At 67.9% G+C, this 21652-nt stretch carries 22 protein-coding genes and 1 tRNA gene; 4 read left to right on the plus strand and 19 right to left on the minus strand.

Annotation, left to right across the window (positions count from 1 at the left end; translation table 11 throughout):
- Positions 1–51 precede the first annotated feature (51 nt).
- The 5 genes from ACIPV5_RS12295 to dusB all read right to left on the minus strand — a co-directional run bounded on the left by ACIPV5_RS12295 (position 52) and on the right by dusB (position 5437).
- Positions 52–127, minus strand: a tRNA-Asn gene (locus tag ACIPV5_RS12295).
- Between the two features lie 96 nt (positions 128–223).
- A complete protein-coding gene (locus tag ACIPV5_RS12300; protein WP_320488558.1) occupies positions 224–997 on the minus strand; it encodes an ATP-binding cassette domain-containing protein in 774 nt (257 codons plus the stop codon).
- A 36-nt stretch (positions 998–1033) separates the two neighbouring features.
- Positions 1034–2899, minus strand: a complete 1866-nt coding sequence (gene dnaG, locus ACIPV5_RS12305) for a DNA primase (protein ID WP_400341120.1) — start codon at positions 2897–2899, stop codon at positions 1034–1036.
- Positions 2899–4293 (minus strand): deoxyguanosinetriphosphate triphosphohydrolase, encoded by a 1395-nt coding sequence (locus tag ACIPV5_RS12310; protein WP_187249759.1) that lies wholly within the window; start codon positions 4291–4293, stop codon positions 2899–2901. The genes dnaG and ACIPV5_RS12310 overlap by 1 nt, the downstream gene beginning before the upstream one ends.
- A complete protein-coding gene (gene dusB, locus ACIPV5_RS12315) occupies positions 4283–5437 on the minus strand; it encodes a tRNA dihydrouridine synthase DusB (protein WP_053096491.1) in 1155 nt (384 codons plus the stop codon). The genes ACIPV5_RS12310 and dusB overlap by 11 nt, the downstream gene beginning before the upstream one ends.
- Positions 5438–5496: 59 nt before the next feature.
- Between dusB and ACIPV5_RS12320 the strand changes: the two genes are divergently transcribed.
- A complete protein-coding gene (locus ACIPV5_RS12320) occupies positions 5497–5991 on the plus strand; it encodes a glutathione peroxidase (protein ID WP_053096494.1) in 495 nt (164 codons plus the stop codon).
- On the opposite strand, the gene ACIPV5_RS12325 is transcribed toward ACIPV5_RS12320, so the two are convergent.
- The gene (locus tag ACIPV5_RS12325; protein ID WP_400341121.1) at positions 5988–6686 is read right to left on the minus strand and encodes a DsbA family protein; all 699 of its coding nucleotides are present in this window, start codon (positions 6684–6686) and stop codon (positions 5988–5990) included. The two genes, ACIPV5_RS12320 and ACIPV5_RS12325, sit on opposite strands and share 4 nt — an antisense overlap.
- Before the next feature lie 53 nt (positions 6687–6739).
- Between ACIPV5_RS12325 and ACIPV5_RS12330 the strand changes: the two genes are divergently transcribed.
- Positions 6740–7351 carry an AAA family ATPase gene (locus tag ACIPV5_RS12330; RefSeq protein WP_053096498.1) on the plus strand — a complete coding sequence of 204 codons (612 nt, stop codon included), beginning with the start codon at positions 6740–6742 and terminating at the stop codon, positions 7349–7351.
- On the opposite strand, the gene ACIPV5_RS12335 is transcribed toward ACIPV5_RS12330, so the two are convergent.
- Positions 7291–8094: an isoprenyl transferase gene (locus ACIPV5_RS12335; protein WP_053096500.1), complete on the minus strand. Its 804-nt coding sequence runs from the start codon at positions 8092–8094 to the stop codon at positions 7291–7293. The two genes, ACIPV5_RS12330 and ACIPV5_RS12335, sit on opposite strands and share 61 nt — an antisense overlap.
- On the minus strand, positions 8091–8837 hold the full coding sequence (gene recO / locus ACIPV5_RS12340) for a DNA repair protein RecO (protein ID WP_053096502.1): 747 nt from the start codon (positions 8835–8837) through the stop codon (positions 8091–8093). Before recO ends, ACIPV5_RS12335 begins: the two co-directional genes overlap by 4 nt.
- Before the next feature lie 34 nt (positions 8838–8871).
- Here recO and ACIPV5_RS12345 point away from each other — a divergent pair, with 34 nt between their 5' ends.
- The gene (locus tag ACIPV5_RS12345) at positions 8872–9567 is read left to right on the plus strand and encodes a trimeric intracellular cation channel family protein (protein ID WP_053096504.1); all 696 of its coding nucleotides are present in this window, start codon (positions 8872–8874) and stop codon (positions 9565–9567) included.
- 69 nt (positions 9568–9636) lie between these two features.
- Here ACIPV5_RS12345 and leuA read toward each other — a convergent pair whose 3' ends face one another.
- A complete protein-coding gene (leuA, locus tag ACIPV5_RS12350) occupies positions 9637–11391 on the minus strand; it encodes a 2-isopropylmalate synthase (RefSeq protein WP_053096506.1) in 1755 nt (584 codons plus the stop codon).
- A 196-nt stretch (positions 11392–11587) separates the two neighbouring features.
- Here leuA and ACIPV5_RS12355 point away from each other — a divergent pair, with 196 nt between their 5' ends.
- A complete protein-coding gene (locus ACIPV5_RS12355; protein ID WP_295102843.1) occupies positions 11588–12226 on the plus strand; it encodes a hypothetical protein in 639 nt (212 codons plus the stop codon).
- Here ACIPV5_RS12355 and ACIPV5_RS12360 read toward each other — a convergent pair.
- The 10 genes from ACIPV5_RS12360 to hemW all read right to left on the minus strand — a co-directional run bounded on the left by ACIPV5_RS12360 (position 12223) and on the right by hemW (position 21642).
- Positions 12223–13173 carry an NADP-dependent oxidoreductase gene (locus ACIPV5_RS12360; RefSeq protein ID WP_053096509.1) on the minus strand — a complete coding sequence of 317 codons (951 nt, stop codon included), beginning with the start codon at positions 13171–13173 and terminating at the stop codon, positions 12223–12225. The genes ACIPV5_RS12355 and ACIPV5_RS12360 overlap by 4 nt on opposite strands.
- Positions 13174–13253: 80 nt before the next feature.
- Positions 13254–14150, minus strand: a complete 897-nt coding sequence (gene era / locus ACIPV5_RS12365) for a GTPase Era (protein WP_053096511.1) — start codon at positions 14148–14150, stop codon at positions 13254–13256.
- The gene (locus ACIPV5_RS12370) at positions 14143–15438 is read right to left on the minus strand and encodes a hemolysin family protein (RefSeq protein ID WP_053096513.1); all 1296 of its coding nucleotides are present in this window, start codon (positions 15436–15438) and stop codon (positions 14143–14145) included. The genes era and ACIPV5_RS12370 overlap by 8 nt, the downstream gene beginning before the upstream one ends.
- Entirely contained in the window at positions 15435–15893 is a 459-nt protein-coding gene (gene ybeY / locus ACIPV5_RS12375) for an rRNA maturation RNase YbeY (protein ID WP_053096515.1), read from the minus strand. The genes ACIPV5_RS12370 and ybeY overlap by 4 nt, the downstream gene beginning before the upstream one ends.
- A gap of 16 nt (positions 15894–15909) precedes the next feature.
- The gene (locus ACIPV5_RS12380) at positions 15910–16935 is read right to left on the minus strand and encodes a PhoH family protein (protein ID WP_230100781.1); all 1026 of its coding nucleotides are present in this window, start codon (positions 16933–16935) and stop codon (positions 15910–15912) included.
- Between the two features lie 61 nt (positions 16936–16996).
- Positions 16997–17344, minus strand: a complete 348-nt coding sequence (locus tag ACIPV5_RS12385; protein WP_053096519.1) for an HIT domain-containing protein — start codon at positions 17342–17344, stop codon at positions 16997–16999.
- Between the two features lie 44 nt (positions 17345–17388).
- Complete coding sequence (locus ACIPV5_RS12390) at positions 17389–18117, minus strand: 16S rRNA (uracil(1498)-N(3))-methyltransferase (protein ID WP_320488577.1); 729 nt, start codon at positions 18115–18117, stop codon at positions 17389–17391.
- A gap of 14 nt (positions 18118–18131) precedes the next feature.
- Positions 18132–19247 (minus strand): molecular chaperone DnaJ, encoded by a 1116-nt coding sequence (dnaJ, locus tag ACIPV5_RS12395; protein WP_400341122.1) that lies wholly within the window; start codon positions 19245–19247, stop codon positions 18132–18134.
- 39 nt (positions 19248–19286) lie between these two features.
- A complete protein-coding gene (hrcA, locus tag ACIPV5_RS12400; RefSeq protein ID WP_053096524.1) occupies positions 19287–20318 on the minus strand; it encodes a heat-inducible transcriptional repressor HrcA in 1032 nt (343 codons plus the stop codon).
- A gap of 106 nt (positions 20319–20424) precedes the next feature.
- The gene (hemW, locus tag ACIPV5_RS12405) at positions 20425–21642 is read right to left on the minus strand and encodes a radical SAM family heme chaperone HemW (RefSeq protein WP_400341123.1); all 1218 of its coding nucleotides are present in this window, start codon (positions 21640–21642) and stop codon (positions 20425–20427) included.
- Positions 21643–21652: the final 10 nt, after the last annotated feature.

A 21652-nucleotide genomic window follows, 5' to 3' on the forward strand; every position in this document is an offset into this window, starting at 1 on the left:
GGGACTCGCACCGCAGAAAGGGAAAAGCCCCTCCGAAGAGGGGCTTTTCATTGGCTCCCCGGCTTGGACTCGAACCAAGAACCTGCCGGTTAACAGCCGGCTGCTCTGCCAATTGAGCTACCGAGGAATGTGCTCCGCTGTGCGGGCAACTCGTCAATCCTAGCAAACTCCGGAGCGTGCTCGTGACACGGGCCGCAGGTCGGGCGTGTCGTCGGCACCCCTGTCAGTGGCCCGAATCCGCCTCGGCGTTGGGCGCCCACAGCAGGTCCTTGCCGACACCGCGGGCGACCACGTGACCCCCGCGCAGCATCAGCGTCTCCGCATTCAGCTCACGGATGAAGTCGGCGTCGTTCGTCACTAGCAGCGCGCCCATCCCCTGCTCCTTGCGCCGACGGGTGATCGCGTCGAACACCACAGGCCGCACCTCGAGATCGAGGTTGGCGAGGATCTCGTCGGCGATGAGCACCCAGGGCTCGAGCACGAACGATCGCGCGATCGCCACACGCTGACGCATGCCTGCGCTCAACTCGTACGGGAACTTCGCGGCTGTTCCGAGAGGCAGGTGCAACTCGTCGAGCAGCGTCGCGACGCGGATGGAGAGCGCCTGGGTATTGACCCGCTTCTCGCGGATCAGGATCGGCTCTGAGATGATCTCGCTCACCGTGAGCTGGGGAGGGAGGTCGGCACCGGCGCCCTGCGGAACGAATCCCGTGCGGTAGGTCAGCAGGCGATGCTTGCGTCCCGGCCGGCGGATGTCGACTCCGCACACCTGAGCGCTGCCTCCGACGACCCGGACCGACGGATCCGTGGATCCTGCCAGCGCCGCGACGAGCGTCGACTTGCCCGAGCCGGTCGGGCCGGCGACGCAGATGAGCTCGCCCGGTGCGAGAGCGAAGCTCACCCCGTCGATCGCACGGGTGGGGCCGCTGTGCCCGATTCGATCGATGACCAGATCAGAGCTGTCGATCGCGTTGGTCGATTCGGGCCGGGAGAACATTCCTCCATCCTGCCTTGCCGCGCCTGACAGCCGTCGTTACGACTCGGCGAACCGCTGACGCTCGACGTCGATGTCGCGAAGACGCATCCGCAGGGCGCGCCCGCCGTCTGAGTCCGCGGGAACCCGCTGCACAGCACCGAGGAGCTCCTGCTTCTCGTGCTCGAGGATGCGCATGATGAGCCGCTTGGCGAGATCGGTCGTCGAGGCGACGGCGCCGTCTTCGTTGCGAGCCGGGAACGGCGTCATCAGCAGCTCGCCCGCGAGCGATCGGTAGGGTTCGCGCACCGAGTTCACGGCATCCGTCACCCAACCGGCGCGGGTGCGGTCAGCCGCGGCCGCGACGGCCTCGCGCACGGCGTCGAGCCCCGGGGTGCGGAACGGAGCGCTGAGGGCGCGGGTGAGCAGCGCCTGATCGATCTGGTGACCGTACTGCAGGGCGCCCATCAGCGCGTCGCGTTCGACCGCGACATCCGCGGTTCGCGGCAGGCTCGCAAGAGTGACCGGAGCCATGCCCGGCGCCCCGGTGGCGGGGTCGATCGTGGTCTCGTGCCTGGCCGCCTCGTGCCGCGAGGACTGCGCTCCGCCACGTGCGGCACGTTCGACCTCGTTGCGCACCTCGGTGGGGTCCATGCCCAGCCTTCGCGCGAGCACCCGCTCGTATCCGGGTCGCAGCAGACGATCGCGAATCTCCGCCACGATCGGCGCTGCCGCGCGCAGCGCGCCCACCCGGCCCTCGACCGTCGAGAGGTCGAAGCCGCTGAGCTTCCTGTCGATCGCGAACTCGAACATCGGCTGCTTGGTCTCCATGAGGGAGCGCACGGCGGCATCACCGCGCTGCAGCCTGAGGTCGCACGGGTCGAGGCCGTCGGGCGCCACAGCCACGAACGTCTGCGCGTTGAAGCGATCGTCCTCGGTGAAGGCGCGAAGCGCGGCCTTCTGACCTGCCTCGTCGCCGTCGAAGGTGAAGACCACCTCTCCGGAGGCGTTGTCGTCGCCCATCACCCGGCGGAGCACCTTGATGTGATCGGTTCCGAACGCCGTGCCGCACGTCGCGATCGCGGTCGTGAGGCCGGCGAGGTGACACGCCATGACATCGGTGTACCCCTCGACCACCACGACCCGGCGGGGATCGCCCCGCGAGATGTCGCGCTTGGCGAGATCGAGGCCGTACAGGACCTGGGCCTTCTTGTAGATCGGCGTCTCAGGCGTGTTCAGGTACTTCGGCCCCTGGTCGTCGTCGAAGAGCTTGCGCGCACCGAACCCGATCGTCTGACCGGAGACGTCGCGGATCGGCCAGACGAGGCGGCCGCGGAAGCGGTCGTAGACGCCGCGCTGACCTGTCGACACCAGTCCGGCAGCACTCAGTTCCTCGCGCGTGAACCCCTGAGCCGTGAGGGCTTTCAACATCTTGTCCCACCCGCGCGGCGCGAAGCCCACGCCGAAGTGCGCGGCAGCACCGGCGTCGAAGCCGCGCTCCCCGAGGAACCGGCGTCCCGCCTCCGCATCGGCGGTGAGCAACTGGCCGCGGAAGTACTCGGCGGCGGCGGTGTTGGCCGCATAGAGACGACTGCGTCCGCTCGTCTCCGGTGCCGACCCGCCGTCTTCATAGTGCAGCGCGTAGCCGAGGCGGCCGGCCAGTCGCTCTACGGCCTCGGTGAAGCTGACGTGGTCCATCTCGCGCAGGAACGAGTAGACGTCACCCGATTCACCGCATCCGAAGCAGTGGTAGTAGCCGACCTGGGGCCGCACATGGAAGCTGGGGCTCTTCTCGTCATGGAACGGGCACAGGCCCTTCAGCGAGCCGACTCCGGCGGACTTGAGTGCGACGCGCTCCCCGACGATGTCGGCGATGTTCGTGCGGGCCTTGACCTCGTCGACATCGGCCTGGCGGATGCGGGGCATCAGCCGACCCCTTCGATGACCGCCTGACGCGGCGTGTGCTGACGAGCACCCGGTCGCGCATGTCTCGGAGTCCAGATCCCGACCTCTGCAGGGTCGATCTCGCCGACGAGCCTGTTGTGCCAGTCGATCGCGCTCTGATCGGTGAGGCTCGCGATCTGATCGACGATCACGCGGGCGCGTTCGGCGTCGCTCGTCGCCGCGAGGAAGTCCGCCGAGAAGGCGGGCTCGAGCACGTCCGCGCCGGCAGACCACAGCGCGTCGGTCGACCAGAGGGCATCGGCCAGACGCTTCAGCACCCGCCGCTGCTCTTTGTACACGCCCTTGCGGGCATCGATCGTGACGATCGCCTGGCCCATGATGCCCTTGAGCACGGCGATCTCGGCCTCGATCACCCGCGGCACCACGACGTGAGCGTTGTAGCGCACGAGAGCGGGGCCGGAGTATGCCTCACGCGTCGCCGAGACGGCTGCTCTCGCGAAGCGGCCGATGAAGTCGCTCGTCAGGTTCTTGAGCCGGGCGAGGTCATGCCGCGATCGGTCGAAGGACTGCAGCCACATCGGCTGGGAGGCGAGTCGATACAGGGCATCGGCGAGGTCGTCGCGGGTGAAGTCGTACCCGACCCACTGCTGGATGCGGTCGATGAGCGCCTCATGCTGACGCGGATCGGACAGCTGCGCGACATCGACGTAGCCGTTGACGATCGCATCCTCGAAGTCGTGCACCGAATAGGCGATGTCATCGGACAGATCCATGATCTCCGCCTCGATGCAGCGTCGGCGTCCAGGGACTCCCTCGCGCAGCCACCGGAAGACCGCCTCGTCCTCGGGATACACGCCGAACTTGAGTCGACCTCCCGGGTCGGGCACGGGGCTGTCGGCGGTCCACGGGTACTTGCAGGTCGCGTCGAGGCTGGCTCGAGTCAGGTTGAGTCCGACAGAGCGCCCGTCGTCGTCGATCGCCTTGGCCTCGAGACGGCTCAGGATGCGCAGCGACTGCGCATTGCCTTCGAACCCGCCGATGGGCTCGGCCCACTCGTTGAGCGCACGCTCGCCGTTGTGCCCGAAGGGAGGGTGTCCGAGATCGTGACTGAGGCACGCGGTGTCGACCACATCGGCCGAGACTCCGAGTGCGGTGGCGAGTTCGCGTCCGACCTGGGCGACCTCGAGCGAGTGGGTCAGACGATTGCGGGCGAAATCGGCTGTGCTGGCCGGGCTGAGCACCTGGGTCTTCGCGGCCAGTCGACGCAGAGCCGCCGAGTGCAGCACGCGCGCACGGTCGCGGGCGAAGTCGTCTCGTTCGGATCGATGGGTCTCGGCGAAGAATCGCTCGGCATCGCGCGGGTCGTATCCGTCCGAGCGTCCGCGAGCCGGGTATGCCTGAGGATCAGCCGCCACTGTTCTCGATCTCCGCCCCTCGCATCATCTCTGAGGCCGACGCCGCGAGTTCCCGCGACTCCAGCCACTTGTCCGGCAGCGCCGGGCGTTTCGGGCGACCGGACCGACCGCGCTGTCCTTCGGCATCGGCGCCGGGGTACGGCGCCGAATGATCGAGCTGGCCGAGCAGCTCGTCGATCTCGGCGAGGCTGGATGCTGTCGCGAGCCCCGTCCGGATGTCGCCGCCGACCGGATAGCCCTTGAAGTACCACGCGACATGCTTGCGGACATCGCGGCATCCGCGGTCCTCATCCTCGAAGAACTCGACCAGCAGCTCGGCGTGGCGACGGAAGGCATCGGCCACGAACCCGAGGGTCGCGTCGACCGGATGCGATTCCGCGCCGAAGGCCGCCGCGAGCTCGCCGAAGAGCCAGGGACGACCGAGGCATCCACGTCCGACGACGACTCCGTCGCAGTCGGTCTGCTGCATCATGCGCACGGCGTCGTCGGCCGACCAGATGTCGCCGTTGCCGAGCACGGGGACGCTGGTGACAGCCTGCTTGAGCTCGCCGATCGCGTTCCAGTCCGCGAAGCCGGAGTAGAACTCGCTCGCCGTCCGCGCATGCAGCGCGATGGCCGAGACACCGGCGTCTTCGGCAGCGCGCCCGGCGTCGAGGAACGTGAGGTGGTCGGGATCGATGCCCTTGCGCATCTTGATGGTCAGGGGCACGTCGCCCGCCGCCTTGACCGCCTGGGTGACGATCTGCGAGAAGAGAGAGCTCTTCCACGGCAGCGCCGCTCCCCCGCCCTTGCGCGTGACCTTGGGGACCGGGCATCCGAAGTTCAGGTCGATGTGGTCGGCGTGGTCTTCGGCGACGATGATGCGGACGGCCTCGGAGATCGTGTGCGGGTCGACGCCGTAGAGCTGGATCGACCGCGGAGTCTCGGACTCGTGGTGGCGGATGAGTCGCATCGTGGTCTCGTTGCGCTCGACCAGCGCGCGCGAGGTGATCATCTCGCTCACGTAGAGCCCCGCACCGTATTCGCGGCACAGCCTGCGGAACGCGGTGTTCGTGATACCCGCCATGGGTGCGAGGACGACCGGCACGTCGAGGGCGATCGGACCGATGTTGAGGGTGCGAGCTGAGGCGGTGGCGAGAGTCATGTCCCCTCCATTCTCCCAGACACGGAGCCGGTCTCGGCGCATCGACCTAAGCTGTGAATATGACCGATCCCGCAGTCCGTTCCATCCCCTTCACAGACGCCGACGGCAACGAGAAGACACTCGATGATCTGGGTGCCGATGTCGTCCTCGTGGTGAACGTCGCCTCGAAGTGCGGCCTCACTCCGCAGTACGAGCAGCTCGAGGAGCTGCAGCGCCTGTACGGCGACCGCGGGTTCAGCGTCGTCGGGTTCCCCTGCAACCAGTTCTTCGGGCAGGAGCCGGGATCGGTCGATCAGATCCTCGAGTTCTGCTCGACCACGTACGGTGTGACCTTCCCGATCAACGACAAGGTGAAGGTCAACGGCAAGAACGCCACCGATCTCTACAAGACGCTCAAGGAGACCCCGGATGCCGGCGGCAAGGCGGGTCGCGTCGAGTGGAACTTCGAGAAGTTCCTGGTGCTTCCCGACGGAGAGGTCGTCCGCTTCCGCCCGAAGCAGAAGCCGAACGACCCCGAGATCGTCGGCGCGATCGAAGCCGCGCTGACCCGCTAGACCGCGGCCGTCTCGGCTTCGGCTTCCGGCTCGGTCTCACCGCGCTTGGCCCAGAGGTCGCGCAGGACGTTCTCGAACGCTGCGGGCGGCTGCGCTCCGCTGATGCCGTACTGACCGTCGATCACGAAGAACGGCACGCCCTGGATGCCGTAGGCCTGGGCCTGCGCCTGGTCCTGGCGGACGTCGGCGAGGTGACGAGCGGACACCAGTGCTTCTCTCGTGTCGTCGGGGTTCAGTCCGACCTCGACCGCGAGTTCGACCAGGTCGTCGATACGGCCGACGTGCTTGCCCTCGGTGAAGTACGCGGACATCAGCCGCTCCTCCATCGCGTGCTGCACACCCTGCGCCTTCGCGAAGTGAAGGAGCTCGTGCGCCTTCACGGTGTTGGTGTGCTGAAGGAGGTCGAAGCGGTACGCGAGCCCGGCGTTCTCGGCAACCCCGGTGACGTGCGACAGCATCTGCTCGACCTGGTCGCGCGGCATCCCCTTGTGACCGGCGAGGAAGTCGATCTCATCTCCGTCGAAGTCGACGGGGGTGTCGGGCGAGAGCTCGAACGAATGGAAGGTGATGTTCACCTGCGGCGCGTCGTCGTCGCCGGCGACGGCTTCGAGCCCCTTCTCGAGGTTGCGCTTGCCGATGTAGCACCACGGGCAGGCGATGTCGGACCAGATGTCGATCGAGATGGCTTCACTCACATTGACATCCAACCGTATGCACCTATGGGCTATTCCGTCGTTAGGATTCTCAGATGCTCTCCGCCGACGATCCGCTGCCGCTTCGGCCGGAGAGAGTGCTGATCGCCGGTGTCACAGGATCGGGCAAGACGACGCTCGCACGACGCATCGCCGACCTCTGGGATCTGCGTCACGTCGAGATCGACGGACTCTTCCACGGTGAGAACTGGACTCCACGGCCGTCCTTCCTCGACGACGTCCGCGCCTTCGCTGCGGAGGACCGCTGGGTCACCGAGTGGCAGTACACGAGCAAGGGAACCGATGAGATCCTCGCTCCTCGTGCGAAGGTCGTGATCTGGCTGGACTACCCGTATCGCGTGGTCCGGGCACGTCTGCTGCGGCGCACGCTCGGGCGCAGCATCCTGCGCACCCGCATGTGGAACGGCAACGTCGAGAAGCCGATCTGGCGGATGTTCTCGGGAGATCCCGAGGAGAACATCATTGCCTGGCAGACGCTAACGCTGCACAAGTGGACCGAGCGGATGCCCGGCGTCGTGAGCGAGCAGCCCCATCTTCTCATCGTCCGGCTGCGCCACCCGCGAGAGACGGAACGATGGCTGCGGGCTCAGGCGGAAGCGTCAGGGGTGTCGATCGCCCCGCCGAAACGACGATCGCGGGACAGGTAGACCCCGATCGCGCGCCAGAGCTCCTCGCGAGAGAAATCGGGCCAGAGCGTGTCGAGGAACACCATCTCGGCATACGCCGCCTGCCAGAGCAGGAAGTTCGAGGTGCGCTGCTCGCCGGAGCTGCGCAGGAACAGGTCGACGTCGGGCATGTCCGGCACGTAGAGGTTGCGACGGATCATCTTCTCGGTGATCGCGTTCGGTTTCACCCGTCCCGCCGCGACATCGGCGGCGATCGCGCGCATCGCGTCGACCAACTCGATACGCCCGCCGTAGTTCACGCACATGGTGAGGGTGAGCACGTCATTGTTCTTCGTGAGCTGCTCCGCGTACTGCAGCTCTTTGATCACGCTGCCCCACAGCCGGGGCTTGCGTCCAGCCCATCGCACGCGCACGCCCCACTCGTTGAGCTGATCACGTCGACGGTGCAGCACGTCGCGGTTGTACCCCATGAGAAAGCGCACCTCCTCGGGAGACCGGGCCCAGTTCTCAGTCGAGAACGCGTAGACGGAGAGATGCTTGACCCCTGCCTGGATCGCACCGGCGACGACGTCGAGGAGCACCTCCTCCCCCGCCTTGTGCCCCTCGACGCGGTTCAGTCCGCGGCGGTTCGCCCAGCGGCCGTTGCCGTCCATGACGATGGCGACGTGCTCGGGCACCGCTCGGAACGCCGGCGGGTGGACGCCCGTCCAGTCGAGCGGACGATAGGCGACGGCATCCTTGTGGGTGTAGGGCTTGGGGCTCACCGTGCTCCTTCTCGAGGGATGTCGGCCACGAGGTGGGCCAGCGAGCGGATGCCGCGCTCCAGGTGCCACTGCGCATAGGCAGCGACGAGGCCCGATGCCGCGGCGTTGTCCGCGTGAGGCGCGGCATCGATCGCCTCCCACTCTCCGGTCATGAGGGATCGCAGCAGCGACAGGGTCTTCTCTGCCACCTTCGGACTTCCGGCCGGCGCGCAGTTCACGCATACGGCGCCTCCGAGCTGACCGACGAAGTGCGCGTGCGGGCCGGGGGCGGCGCATCGTGCGCAGTCGCCGAGAGACGGCGCCCATCCCGACAGCGCCATCACGCGCAGAAGGTAGGAGTCGAGGATGCTCCTGGGGGAATGCTCGCCCCGCGAGAGCGCACGCAGCCCGCCCACCAGCAGCAGGTACTGCTCGGGCGTCGCCTCGGAGTCGCTCAGCCGATCGGCGGTCTCGACCATCGCGTTCGCCGATGTGAACCGGTCGTAGTGGGCCGCGATGTCGGAACCGTAGGAGCCGAGCGACTCCGCCTGCTGCACGATGTCGAGCGAGCGTCCCTGATACAGCTGCACGTCGGCCACCATGAACGGCTCGAGGCGCGACCCGAACTTCGACGACGTGCGCCGGACGCCCTTGGCCACCGCACGGATCTTGCCGTGCTGACGCGACAGCATGGTGACGATGCGATCCGCCTCACCCAGCTTGTGGGTGCGCAGGATCACTGCTTCGTCTCGGTAGGTGGGCACCGTTCGATTATCCTCCGTGCGGGAGAATAGAGGCGTGACCGAACCGCTCTTCACCATTCCGCTCTGGGCGGACCTCCTCGGCGTCGGCCTCGGCGGCGTTCAGGGCGCGATGTTCGCGTCGGGGTTCCAGGGGCAGCGACGACTCGACTGGCTCGGCGTCGCGATCATCGGCATCATGATCGGCATGGGCGGCGGTCTCATCCGCGACATCCTGCTCGGTCAGACTCCGGCCACGCTGCAGAGCAACTGGTACCTGCTCACGGCCACCGGCGCCTCGCTGCTCGGGATGCTGCTCGCGGGACTCTTCAACCGTCTCAACACCGTCATCGTGGTGCTCGACGCCGTGGTGATCGGCATGTTCGGCGCGTTCGGCACGAGCAAGGCGATCGCCTTCGGCATCCCTCCCGTTCCCGCGGTGTTCATCGGCGTCTGCGCAGCGGTCGGCGGCGGCGTGCTGCGCGACATGCTGATGGGCCTGCCGACCTCGATCATGCATGTCGGCTCGCTCTACGCCGTCGCCGCCGGTGCCGGCTGCGTCTTCATCGCCACCGCGAACGGACTCGGGATGTCGATCACGCTCGCCGCCGTGCTCGGCATCGTCGTCACCGCGGTGATCCGAGTGCTCGCCGTGAGCTTCGACGTCTCGCTTCCGGAGCAACGTCGCCTGTATCGCCGCAAGGTCGCCGCGGAGACCGGAGTGATCCAGGTCGTCAAGCCGAGCCCTGAGTGACCGATCCTCGGCACGGGGCAGACGTAACGCCCCCGCGGTCGATGACCGCGGGGGCGTTCTCGTCGACCGTCAGACCGCTGCCAGCTCCAGCTGGCGCGTGCGGATCGAGCGGTTGACGCCCGAGACGATCGCCTTGAGGGATGCCGTCGAGATGTCTCCGTCGATGCCGACGCCCCACAGGCGCTGATCGCCGACCTGCAGCTCGACGTACGCCGCAGCCTGCGCGTCGCCACCTGCACTGAGTGCGTGCTCGACGTAGTCGTAGAGAGTGATGTCGAAGCCCTGACCGCGCAGCACCTCGATGAACGCGGCGATCGGTCCGTTGCCGTTACCGGCGACGGACACCTGCTGATCGTCGTCGCGCAGTGTCACGTCGAGCACCACGTCACCCGACATGTCGCTGCGGGTCTGCGTCGAGAGCAGCTCGAACCGCCCCCACTTGGCCTCGGTGTCAGTGGCGGGCAGGTACTCGTCGTTGAAGATCGACCAGATCTGCTCGCTCGTGACCTCGCCGCCCTCGGCGTCGGTCTTGTTCTGGACGACGCCCGAGAACTCGATCTGCAGCTTGCGCGGCAGGTCGATCGCGTGGTCCGCCTTGAGCAGATAGGCGACGCCGCCCTTGCCGGACTGCGAGTTCACACGGATCACGGCCTCATAGGAGCGTCCGAGATCCTTCGGGTCGACCGGCAGGTAGGGGACGGCCCATTCGATGTCGTCGACCGTGACGCCCTCAGCCTCGGCACGGGCGGCCATCGCCTCGAAGCCCTTCTTGATCGCGTCCTGGTGCGACCCGCTGAACGCGGTGAAGACCAGGTCGCCCGCCCACGGCGACCGCTCGGGCACCGGCAGCTGGTTGCAGTACTCGACCGTGCGCTTGACCTGGTCGATGTCGCTGAAGTCGATCTGCGGATCGATGCCCTGCGTGAAGAGGTTGATGCCCAGCGCCACGATGTCGACGTTTCCGGTGCGCTCGCCGTTGCCGAACAGGCAGCCCTCGATGCGGTCGGCCCCGGCCATGTAGCCGAGCTCGGCCGCCGCGATCGCCGTGCCACGGTCGTTGTGCGGGTGCAGCGACAGGATCACGTTCTCGCGGTGCGCCAGGTTGCGGCTCATCCACTCGATCGAGTCGGCGTAGACGTTCGGCGAGGCCATCTCGACGGTCGCCGGCAGGTTGACGATGACCTTGCGGTCGGGGGTGGGCTCGAAGACCTCGATCACCTGGTTGCAGACGTCGACGGCGAACTCGAGCTCGGTTCCCGTGTAGCTCTCGGGCGAGTACTCGTAGTAGACCTTCGTGTCGGGGATGGTCTTCTCGTACTGACGGCACAGCCGAGCACCCTCGAGCGCGATGTCGATGATGCCCTGCTTGTCGGTGCGGAAGACGACCTCGCGCTGCAGCACGCTGGTCGAGTTGTAGAGGTGCACGATCGCCTGCTTGGCCCCGGAGATCGACTCGTACGTGCGGGCGATCAGATGCTCGCGCGCCTGGGTCAGCACCTGGATGGTGACGTCATCCGGGATCAGGTTCTCTTCGATGAGCTGACGGACGAAGTCGAAATCGGTCTGGCTCGCCGAGGGGAATCCGACCTCGATCTCCTTGTACCCCATGCTGACGAGGAGTTCGAACATGACGCGCTTGCGCTCGGGCGACATCGGGTCGATGAGCGCCTGATTGCCGTCGCGGAGGTCGACTGCGCACCAACGGGGCGCCTCGGTGATGCGGGCGTCCGGCCAGGTGCGGTCGGGCAGGTTGACCGTGATCTGCTCGTGGTACGGCCGATACTTGTGGATCGGCATCGCAGACGGGCGCTGAGTGTTCTGCATGATGGGGCTTCTTCTCTTCGTCAGAATTGTGAACGGGCCAACACAAGCGCCGCGACGAGGAAGGCCCTAGCTTTAGGACTCGTCGCGGCAGCTAAGAAGAAGCAGACCGCCGAAAGGCATGCGGCCATGGTAGCAGGGATGCCGATCCGCTCAGAGCCGCCGTGAGACGATCACCCGTCACGGGACACTGTCAGGCATGAGCACATCGCACAGCCGCATGCTACTCGCCGCCGTCGCCGTCATCGGGATGTGCGGCCTCGCCGCCTGCTCGTCCGGTTCCGGAGCTGCATCCGCGCCGACGAGTTCGGCCTCACCGACCTGGGATGCCGCGAGCGTCCCACCGCCGGAAGGACGGGTGATCGGCACCGGCACGGTGCTCGATGTGGACGGTGAGCCTCGGCTCTGCCTCGGAATCGTCGCCGAGTCGTATCCACCGCAGTGCTCGGGCCTTCCCCTCGACGGCTGGACCTGGGACGGGGTAGACGGGAGCGAATCCAGCGGCGGCACCACGTGGGGAACCTACGCGGTGTACGGAACCTTCGACGGCGAGCGATATGCGGTCACCGATCCTCCGATCATGCTCGCCCTGTACGACCCTGTCCGACCGGAGGATCCCACGGGCGGTGTCCCAGGCGCGAGCTCCGAGGCTGAGCTGGCGCAGGTGTCCGACGAGCTGTCGAAAGCCGTGGGACGCGATGCGCTCACCCTGTGGACCGAACGCGGCTATGTCTGGATGCAGGTCGTGTGGGACGACGGGTCGGTGCAGAACGCGATGGATGCGGCCTACGGCGATGGGGTCGTGGTCGTGACCTCGGCGCTGCGCGAGATCGATTAGGACGACGGGATCAGAGCGAGCTTTCCGCCGGGGTGCCCTTCGGCGAGCAGAGCGAGTGCCGCCGGAGCCTCCTCCAGGGCGAACGTCCGCGCCACGGGAACGATCAGATCTCCGTTCTGAGCGAGAGCGATCAGTTCCCCGCGCACCTCGTCCCGGAATCGGGCGCTGACGGGCATCGAACCGGCGATCACCCGGATGCCGTCGGAGGCGGCCCTGCCCATCGCTGCGATCGTGACGATGCGCTGGCGGTCTGCGACCAGCTCGAGGGACACGTCCACGGCCTCGTCCGTGCCCACCGCGTCGAGGGCTGCCGAGACGCCCGCCTCGCCCGCGGCCCCCCGGACCCGATCCGCCAGGCCGGCCCCGTATCGCACGGGGACTCCCCCGAGACGACGGACGACGTCGAACCGCTCGGCGCTCGCGGTGCCGATCACTCGGATCCCCCGCAGCGCGGCCTGCTGCAGCACGCTCACTCCCACCGCTCCCGACGCGCCGTGCAGGAGGATCGTCTCCCCCGGTGCCGCGCCGGTCACCCAGAGCATCTCAGCGGCCGTGGTGCCGGCGAGCAGCAGATTCGCGGCTTCCGCGTGCGTGAGTGTGGTCGGCTTCGCGAAGGCCTTCTCGGCAGGCACGGTCAGCTCGGTCGCGTATCCCCCGCGCACGCGGAAGGCGACGACCTCGTCCCCTTCTTTCGCCTCCCCCGAGCCGATCCGCGTGTCGGGTCCGATCGCGCTGATCGTGCCCGAGACCTCGTAGCCGATCGGCACAGGCAGCTGCACGCCCTGGTGAGCAGACGCGACGTGCTTGGCGTCCGCGGGATTCACCCCGGCGGCCTCCACGCGGATCGTCACCTCACCGCGGCCGGGAGACGGCACCTCGTAGTCGACGAACTCCCATGTCTCAGGCGCGCCCCACGACGATGCGATCCAGTGCTGTGCGAGTGTCATATGGCGACCCTACCCCTGCGGGAGAGTCCTGCGGCCGTACCGCTGGAGCGCCGGATCCTCGCCGCCTCTCGTGTCGAGGGTCAGAAGCCGAGGCGGCCGAGCTGCTTCGGGTCGCGCTGCCATTCCTTCGCGACCTTCACATGGAGGCCCAGGAACACCCTCGTGCCGAGAAGCTCTTCGATCCCGACACGGGCCCGGCGTCCGACATCGGCCAGACGCTTGCCCTTGTGGCCGATGATGATCGCCTTCTGGCTGTCACGCTCCACCACGATGGATGCGTGCACATCGGTCAGGTCGGTTCCCTCACGCGGGGCGATGTCGTCGATCACGACCGCGATCGAGTGGGGAAGCTCGTCGCGGACCCCGTCGAGCGCGGCCTCGCGGATCATCTCGGCGATCCGGTCCTCCTCCGACTCGTCGGTCGTGACACCCTCGCCGTACAGAGCCGGCCCCTCGGGCATCAGTGCGAGCACCTCGTCGGCGAGCACCTCCAGCTGGTCGTTCGTGAGCGCGGAGATCGGGATCACCGCGTCCCAGTCCTCGCGCAGCGCGTCGACCTCCATCAGTCGCTCGGTGATCTGGTCGCGACTGGCCGCGTCCGTCTTCGTGACGATGGCGATCTTCTTGGCACGACGGTACCCGTCGAGAGACGTCGCGATGCGGCGGTCGCCGGGGCCGACCTTCTCGGTCGCCGGCACGCAGAAGCCGATCACATCGACGTCGCCGAGCACCTGTTCGACGAGGTCGTTCAGGCGCTCGCCGAGGAGCGTACGGGGCTTGTGGATGCCGGGGGTGTCGACGATGACGAGCTGCCCCTGCGGACGGTTCACGATCCCGCGGATCGCCCGCCGCGTCGTCTGCGGCTTCTCACTGGTGATCGCGATCTTCTCGCCCACCAGCGCATTCGTGAGAGTGGACTTCCCGACGTTCGGTCGTCCCACGAAGGTCACGAACCCGCTCCGCGTCTGCTCAGTCATCGTTTCCGTCTCTCTCATCTGCGGCATGACCCGCGTCGTCTGCCGCTCGTTCCACGAAGACGGTCGCGATCCCGCGCCCTCGTCCTCGAGACGCGCCGCCGGTGAGGGTCAATCCCTCGACCGTCGCTGTGGATCCCGGTTGCGGGACCTGTCCGAGTGCCTTGCCCAGCAGACCGCCGATGGAATCGACGTCCTCGTCCTCGAGCTCGAGGCCGAACAGATCGCCGACGTCCTCCAGTGAGAGTCGGGAGCTCACGCGATAGCGTCCGTCGCCGAGTTCGACGACCTCTGCCGATACCTGATCGTACTCGTCGGAGATCTCGCCCACGAGTTCCTCGATGAGGTCCTCCAGGGTCACGAGCCCCGAGATGCCGCCGTGCTCGTCGATCACGAGGCACACGTGCACGGCATCCCGCTTCATCTGCTGCAGGAGGGTCTCGGCGCGCATGGACTCCGGCACGAAGGTCGCGGGTCGCGAGATCGGACGGATGGATGCGGTTCGCCAGGCGTTCTCGTCGCGGAAGGCGAACAGCACCAGGTCCTTCAGATAGAGCACTCCGACCACGTCATCGGCGTCGTCGTCGACCACAGGCATTCGGGAGACGCCCCGCTGCAGGAACAGCGTCATCGCCTCGCTCGTGGTCGCCGTCGCATCGACCGTCACCATCTCGGTGCGCGGCACCATCACCGCACGCACGAACTGGTCGGTGAAGTCGAATACGGAGTGGATGAGGTCGCGGTCGTCAGCCTCGATCAGATCGTTCGAGGCGGCCTCGTCGACCATGCTCAGCAGCTGCTCCTCGGACGTGAACGAGCTGCGTCCCCGCCCGGGGGTCACCCGGTTGCCGAGCACCACGAGTCCGTGAGCGAGTGGCCCCAGGATGATGCGCAGCCCGCGGACGATGCGTGCGTTGGCCCGGAGCATGCCCTCGGCGTGGTGCCGCCCGAAGGATCGAGGGCTCGCCCCCACCAGCACGAAGCTGATACCCGTCATGAGCAGCGCTGCGGCCAGCATCGCCCACCAGATGTTGTCGAACAGGATGCTGAACGCCACCGTGACGAGCACCGCGGCCGCCGTCTCGGCGAGCACGCGGATGAATGCGACGGCGTTGACGTGTGCGTCAGGGTCGGCGGCGATGCGCACCAGCTGGGGGCCGTTGCGCCCCTCCGCGCCCATCTCCTCGATGTCCGACCGGGACGTGACGCCGAAGGCGGCGTCGATCGCCGCCATCAGGCCGCCGAAGGCGACGAGCAGGACAGCGCCTGCGAGCAGGAGGGCCGCGGTCATCGTCGACGTTCAGCCGCGGCGAAGCCCTGGATGAGCTCCTTCTGCAGTCCGAACATCTCGCGCTCCTCGTCGGGCTCGGCGTGATCGAAGCCGAGGAGGTGCAGCAGACCGTGGGTGGTGAGCAGGATCAGCTCGTCCATCAGGGTGTGGCCGGCGGCCTGGGCCTGAGCCTCGGCGACCTGAGGACACAGCACGATGTCTCCCAGCAGCCCCGGGGCCGTGGGGCGATCCTCGGTGCCCGGGCGCAGCTCGTCCATCGGGAAGCTGAGCACGTCGGTCGGACCGGGCTCATCCATCCACTGCACGTGGAGGGCCTCCATGGCAGCCTCGTCGACGAGCACGATCGCGACCTCGGCGTCCGGGCTGACATGCATCTGCGCGAGGTTGAAGTCTGTCAGGCGCTGCAGCACGGTCTCGTCGACGTCGATGGCCGACTCGTTGTTGATCTCGATCATGGCTGTGCTCGTTTCATCAGGAGAGGCCTCGTTTCGGCATCCGGTCTCGGGGTCCTGGTCGCTGTGCGCCCCGCCGGTCGGCACGGTTGGCGAACTCCGCCGCCTGCTCGCGCTCGTAGCGCTGGGCGGTGCGCCGCTCGTCATACTCGCTGTAGGCGTCGACGATCCGTCCGACCAGCGAGTGACGCACCACGTCGTCGCTCGTGAGCCGCGCGAAATGGATGTCGTCGATGCCGTCGAGCACGCGGGTGACGAGCCGGAGTCCCGAGGATCCCTGCGGGAGATCGACCTGGGTGATGTCACCGGTGACGACCATCTTCGACCCGAAGCCGAGACGCGTGAGGAACATCTTCATCTGCTCGGGAGTCGTGTTCTGCGCTTCGTCGAGCACCACGAACGAGTCGTTGAGCGTGCGGCCGCGCATGTAGGCGAGAGGGGCGACCTCGATCGTGCCCGTCGCCATCAGACGAGGGACGATCTCGGGGTCCATCATCTCGTTCAGCGCGTCATAGAGCGGGCGGAGGTACGGGTCGATCTTGTCGGTGAGCGTGCCGGGCAGGAATCCGAGCCGCTCTCCGGCCTCGACCGCGGGGCGGGTGAGGATGATGCGGGTGACCTCTTTGCGCTGCAGGGCCTGGACGGCCTTGGCCATCGCGAGGTAGGTCTTTCCGGTACCGGCCGGGCCGATGCCGAAGACGATCGTGTTCTCCTCGATCGCGTCGACGTACTCCTTCTGCCCCAGCGTCTTGGGACGGATGACCTTGCCCCTGGTCGACAGGATCGCCTCTCCGAGTACCTCGCTCGGGCGAGGGCCACCGTCGTTGCGCAGCAGGCGGGCCGAGCTCGTCACGTCGCTCGGGGCGAGGTCGTGGCCTGCCTTGGTCATGGTCATCAGCTCGTCGACCAGGGTCTTCGCCTTCGCGACTGCCTCCGGCGCGCCGGTGAGCGTGATCTCGTTGCCGCGCACGAGCACCTGGACGTCGCGGTGCTCCTTCTCGAGCATCCGGAGCAGTCGATCCTGCGGACCGAGGAGCTGCACCATGGCGACGCCGTCGGCGTAGATCTTCTCGACGGCGGTGTCGGATGCGGTCAGGTCGTTTTCGTCAGAAGCCAACGAGCTTGCTCTCCTCGATGTTGCCGAGCACATGGGCGTGCACGTGGAAGACGGACTGGGCGGCGCTGGCGCCGTTGTTGAAGATGAGGCGGTATTCGCCGTTCGCATGCTCGGAGGCGAGCTGCTTCGCAGCCGCGACGATCTCCGCGAGCAGACCGGGGTCGCCCTCGGCGAGCTCCGTGACGTCGCGGTAGTCCTCGGTCTTGGGGATCACGAGCGCGTGCAGCGGTGCCTGCGGGTTGATGTCCCGGATCGCGAACACGCGGCCGGTGTCGAGCAGGATCTCACCCGGGATGTCGCCGTTGAGGATGCGCGTGAAGATCGAGGGCTCGGACATGCTCCCAGTCTACTGACCGCAGCACTGCCGGGTCCGTAGCCTGATCACCAGCGGCTGAGTGCGACCGACAGCACGGCGATCGCAGCCGGGCCCGCCGTGGACGTGCGCAGCACGGTGTCTCCGAGCAGCACACGCTCGGCGCCGGCATCCGACAGCTTCGAGAGCTCGTCGTCGGAGATACCGCCCTCGGGCCCGACGACGAGGACGATGTCCCTGCCGTCCGGCTCGAGCTCGGACAACCGCACGGGGGCGGTCGGGTCGAGAAGCAGCACCCGCTGAGATGCGGCGCGTCTCGCGAGGTCGGCGGTCGACGCCGGAGGCGCCACCTCCGGGACCCACGCCCGGTGAGCCTGCTTCGCCGCCTCGCGGACGATCGTCGCCCACCGCTCGCGCCCCTTGAGGGCCTTGGGACCATCCCATCGGGACACGCTTCGGCTCGCCTGCCACGGCACGATCTCATCGACGCCGAGCTCGCATGCCGCCTGCACGGCGAGCTCGTCGCGATCGCCCTTCGCGAGAGCCTGCACGAGCACGATGCGAGGGCTGGGCGCGGGGTCGACCGATCGCTCGGCCACGCGCACGTCGACGCGGGACGGAGAGACCTCTTCGGCGACGCCGGTCAGCCACACCCCCGAGCCGTCGCCGACCGTCACCGCCTCGCCGACGCGGAGCCGTCGGACGACGGCGGCGTGCTTCGCCTCGGCGCCGGTGAGCGACACGAGGTCGCCGACCGCTGCATCGGAGGAGTTCTCGACGAGGAAGTGGAGTGCCATGAGCGCCGTCCGGATCAGTGCGAACGGAAGCGGTCGCGGAGCTTCGAGAACAGCCCCTGCTGGAACTGCGCCAGCTGCGGGCCCGGTGCCTTGGTCTTCTTCGCGAAGTCCTCGATGAGCGCGCGCTGCGCGGAGTCGAGCCGGGTCGGAGTGACCACCTGCACGCCGACGCGGAGGTCGCCGCGCAGGTTGCCCCGCAGCGGCGTGATGCCGCGGCCCTTGATCGTCAGCACGTCGCCGGACTGGACGCCCGAGCGGATCTCGAGATCGACCTCGCCGTCGAGACCCTGGATCGTGGTCTCGGTGCCGAGGATCGCATCCGGCATCGACACCTCGAGCGTCGCCAGCAGGTCGTCGCCGTCGCGGCTGAAAGACGGGTGCGGGTTCACGGTGACCTCGACGTACAGGTCGCCGTTCGGGCCACCCGCCTTGCCGACCTCGCCAGAGCCCGGCAGCTGCAGGCGCAGCCCGGTCTCGACGCCGGCGGGAATGTCGAGCGACACGGTGCGACGCGAGCGCACCCGCCCCTGGCCGCCGCAGGTGCCGCACGGATACGGGATCGTCGTGCCGTAGCCCTCGCAGGTGCCGCAGGGCTGAGAGGTCACGACGTTGCCGAGCAGGCTCCGCACCTGACGCTGAACGTGTCCGGAGCCGCCGCAGATGTCACAGGTAACGGGCGACGTGCCCTCCTGGCAGCACGAGCCGTTGCACGTCTCGCACAGCACGGCCGTGTCGACCTCGATGTCGCGGTGCGCACCGAAGACGACGTCGCCGAGATCGAGGGTCACCCGGACGAGGGCGTCCTGTCCCCGTTCGCGGCGTGACCGCGGACGCGCGCCCCTGCCACCGCCTTGGCCCGCGCCGAAGAAGGTCTCGAAGATGTCCCCGAAGCCGCCGAATCCCTGGAAGTTGCCGGCGGCGCCGTCTCCGCCGCCCATGTCGTAGCGGCGACGGGAATCGTCGTCGCTCAGGACGTCGTATGCATGCGTGACGAGCTTGAACTGCTCGGCCGCGTCCTCACCCGGATTCACATCGGGGTGGAGCTGACGAGCGAGGCGTCGGTACGCCTTCTTGATCTCGTCGGTGGAGGCGTCACGAGAGACGCCGAGTACCTCGTAGTGGTCTGCCACAATGGCCCTTCTGCGTGTGCTGTTCTCTGGGCGGCCGCGTCAGCGGGCCGCCTCGTCTTCGTCGAGCATCCGAGACAGATAGCGGGCCACGGCCCGCGCCGCCGCGAGATTGCTCGGATAGTCCATGCGCGTCGGCCCCATCACGCCGACTCGCGCCGTGCCGCTGGGGGCGGCGTAGTTGCTGGCCACGATCGATGCCTCGCCGAGGCCGAAGGACGCGTTCTCGGTGCCGATGCTGGCGGCGAGACCGTGGGAGTCCGCCTCCATCTCGCTCATCAGCCGCAGCAGCGTCACCTGTTCCTCGATCGCCTCGAGCAGAGGGTGGATGCTGCCGCGGAAGTCCTGCTCGCGTCGAGCCAGAGTCGCTGCTCCGGCCATCACCAGGCGCTCCTGACGGAAGGCGCCGAGCTCGTCGATGACGATCGTCGCGAGAGCGCGCAGTACGACGTCATGACTGTGCGCGTCGTCCGCGAGAAGCGCCTGCAGCCGCTCAGCGGCGTCGCTCACCGCCCGGCCCGTGATCAGGGCGGAGAGACGAGCACGCAGCAGCGCCATGTCGGCGTCGTCGACGTCGACGGGCAGCGGGGCGATGCGCTGCGAGACGCCGCCCGCGTCGGTGACGAGCACGATGAGCAGACGATTCGGCGCCAGCGCCACGAGTTCGAGATGCGTCAGATGCGCGCGCGCGAATGACGGGTACTGCGCCAGCGCGACCTGCCCCGTGAGCTGCGTCAGCACTCGGACCGTGCGCACCATCAGGTCGTCGAGGTCGGATGGAGCGGTGAGGAAGGACTCGATGGCCGTGCGCTGCGCGACCGACAGCGGCCGCAGCTGGGCGAGATGATCCACGAACACGCGGTAGCCCTTGTCGGTGGGAACGCGACCGGAGGAGGTGTGCGGGGCGGCGATCAGCTCTTCGTCTTCGAGCAGTGCCATGTCGTTGCGGATCGTCGCCGCGGACACGCCGAAGGAGTATCGGTCTACGATCGATCGGCTGCCGACGGGTTCATGCGTCTCGACGTAGTCCTGCACGATCGCGCGGAGAACCTGGAGGCCTCTTTCGCTGACCATCGCAACTCCCTCCCTCTTGGCACTCACTGGCTACGAGTGCCAATTCTACCCGCCGACGCCGACCACGTGCTGATCCGGCACGATGTCCGGACTCAGCGGTCGCCGATCAGTCGGTGAGCTCACGCACGACGGCATCGGCGAGCAGGCGCCCCCGCAGTGTGAGCTGCACGCGTCCGCGAACGGCAGCGGCCGGGTCGACGAGCCCATCCGCGATCAGACCCGCGACGCGTGTCCTCTTGTCCGCGGCGAGGTCGCTGACGGCGATGCCCTCGCGGATGCGACTCAGCAGCAGGATGCGCTCGAGCGTCGCCGACTGCTCGTCCGGCCGCTCCGTGCCGGCGGCGGGAGACTCCGCTGCGGCGAGCCGCTGTGCATACGCGGCCGGATGCTTGACGTTCCACCACCGCAGGCCGGCGACGTGACTGTGCGCGCCGGGACCGAACCCCCACCAGTCGCTCCCCCGCCAGTAGGCGAGATTGTGCCGCGAACGCTGCTCGGGCGAGCGCGACCAGTTGCTGATCTCGTACCAGTCGAAGCCCGCCGCTGCGAGACGCGCATCGGCGAGCTCGTACATGTCGGCCTGCAGGTCATCGTCCGGCGCCGGCACCTCGCCTCGGCGGATCTGCCGCGCGAGCTTCGTGCCGTCCTCGATGATCAGCGCGTACGCCGAGATGTGGTCCGACTCGAGTGCGAGCGCCACATCGAGCGACGCCTCCCAATCACCGATCGACTCACCGGGGGCGCCGTAGATGAGGTCCACGCTCACGGCGAGGCCAGCGTCCTTCGCCGCGGCGACCGCTGTCGTCACATTCTCGGGGCGATGAGTGCGGTCGAGAGCGGCGAGCACATGCGGCACTGCCGACTGCATGCCGATCGACAGCCGCGTGACGCCGGCATCCGCGAGGGTCCGCGCGACCTCGGGTGTCACCGTGTCGGGGTTCGCCTCGACCGTGACCTCGGCGCCGTCGACGAGGCCGAACGCATCGGTCGCCGCCCCGAGCATCCGCGCCAGGTCGCCCGGCGGCAGCAGCGTCGGCGTGCCGCCGCCGAAGAACACGGTGTCCATCGGGCGCAGCGCACCGGCATCCGCGAGCACACGCCGCGCGAGGTCGATCTCGGTGATGAGCGTCGAGGCGTAGTCCTCCTGCTTCGCGCCGCGGAGCTCTCCCGAGGTGTAGGTGTTGAAGTCGCAGTAGCCGCACCGCACCCGGCAGAAGGGGACGTGCAGGTATGCGGAGAAGGGCACGGAGGAATCGATCGGCAGATCGGAGGGCAGATGTCCGTCTGCCGGTGCCGGATCGCCGAGTGGGAGCGGACCGGCCATCAGAGAGGTG

Source organism: Microbacterium sp. NPDC090014 (assembly GCF_044748285.1).
Lineage (GTDB): Bacteria > Actinomycetota > Actinomycetes > Actinomycetales > Microbacteriaceae > Microbacterium.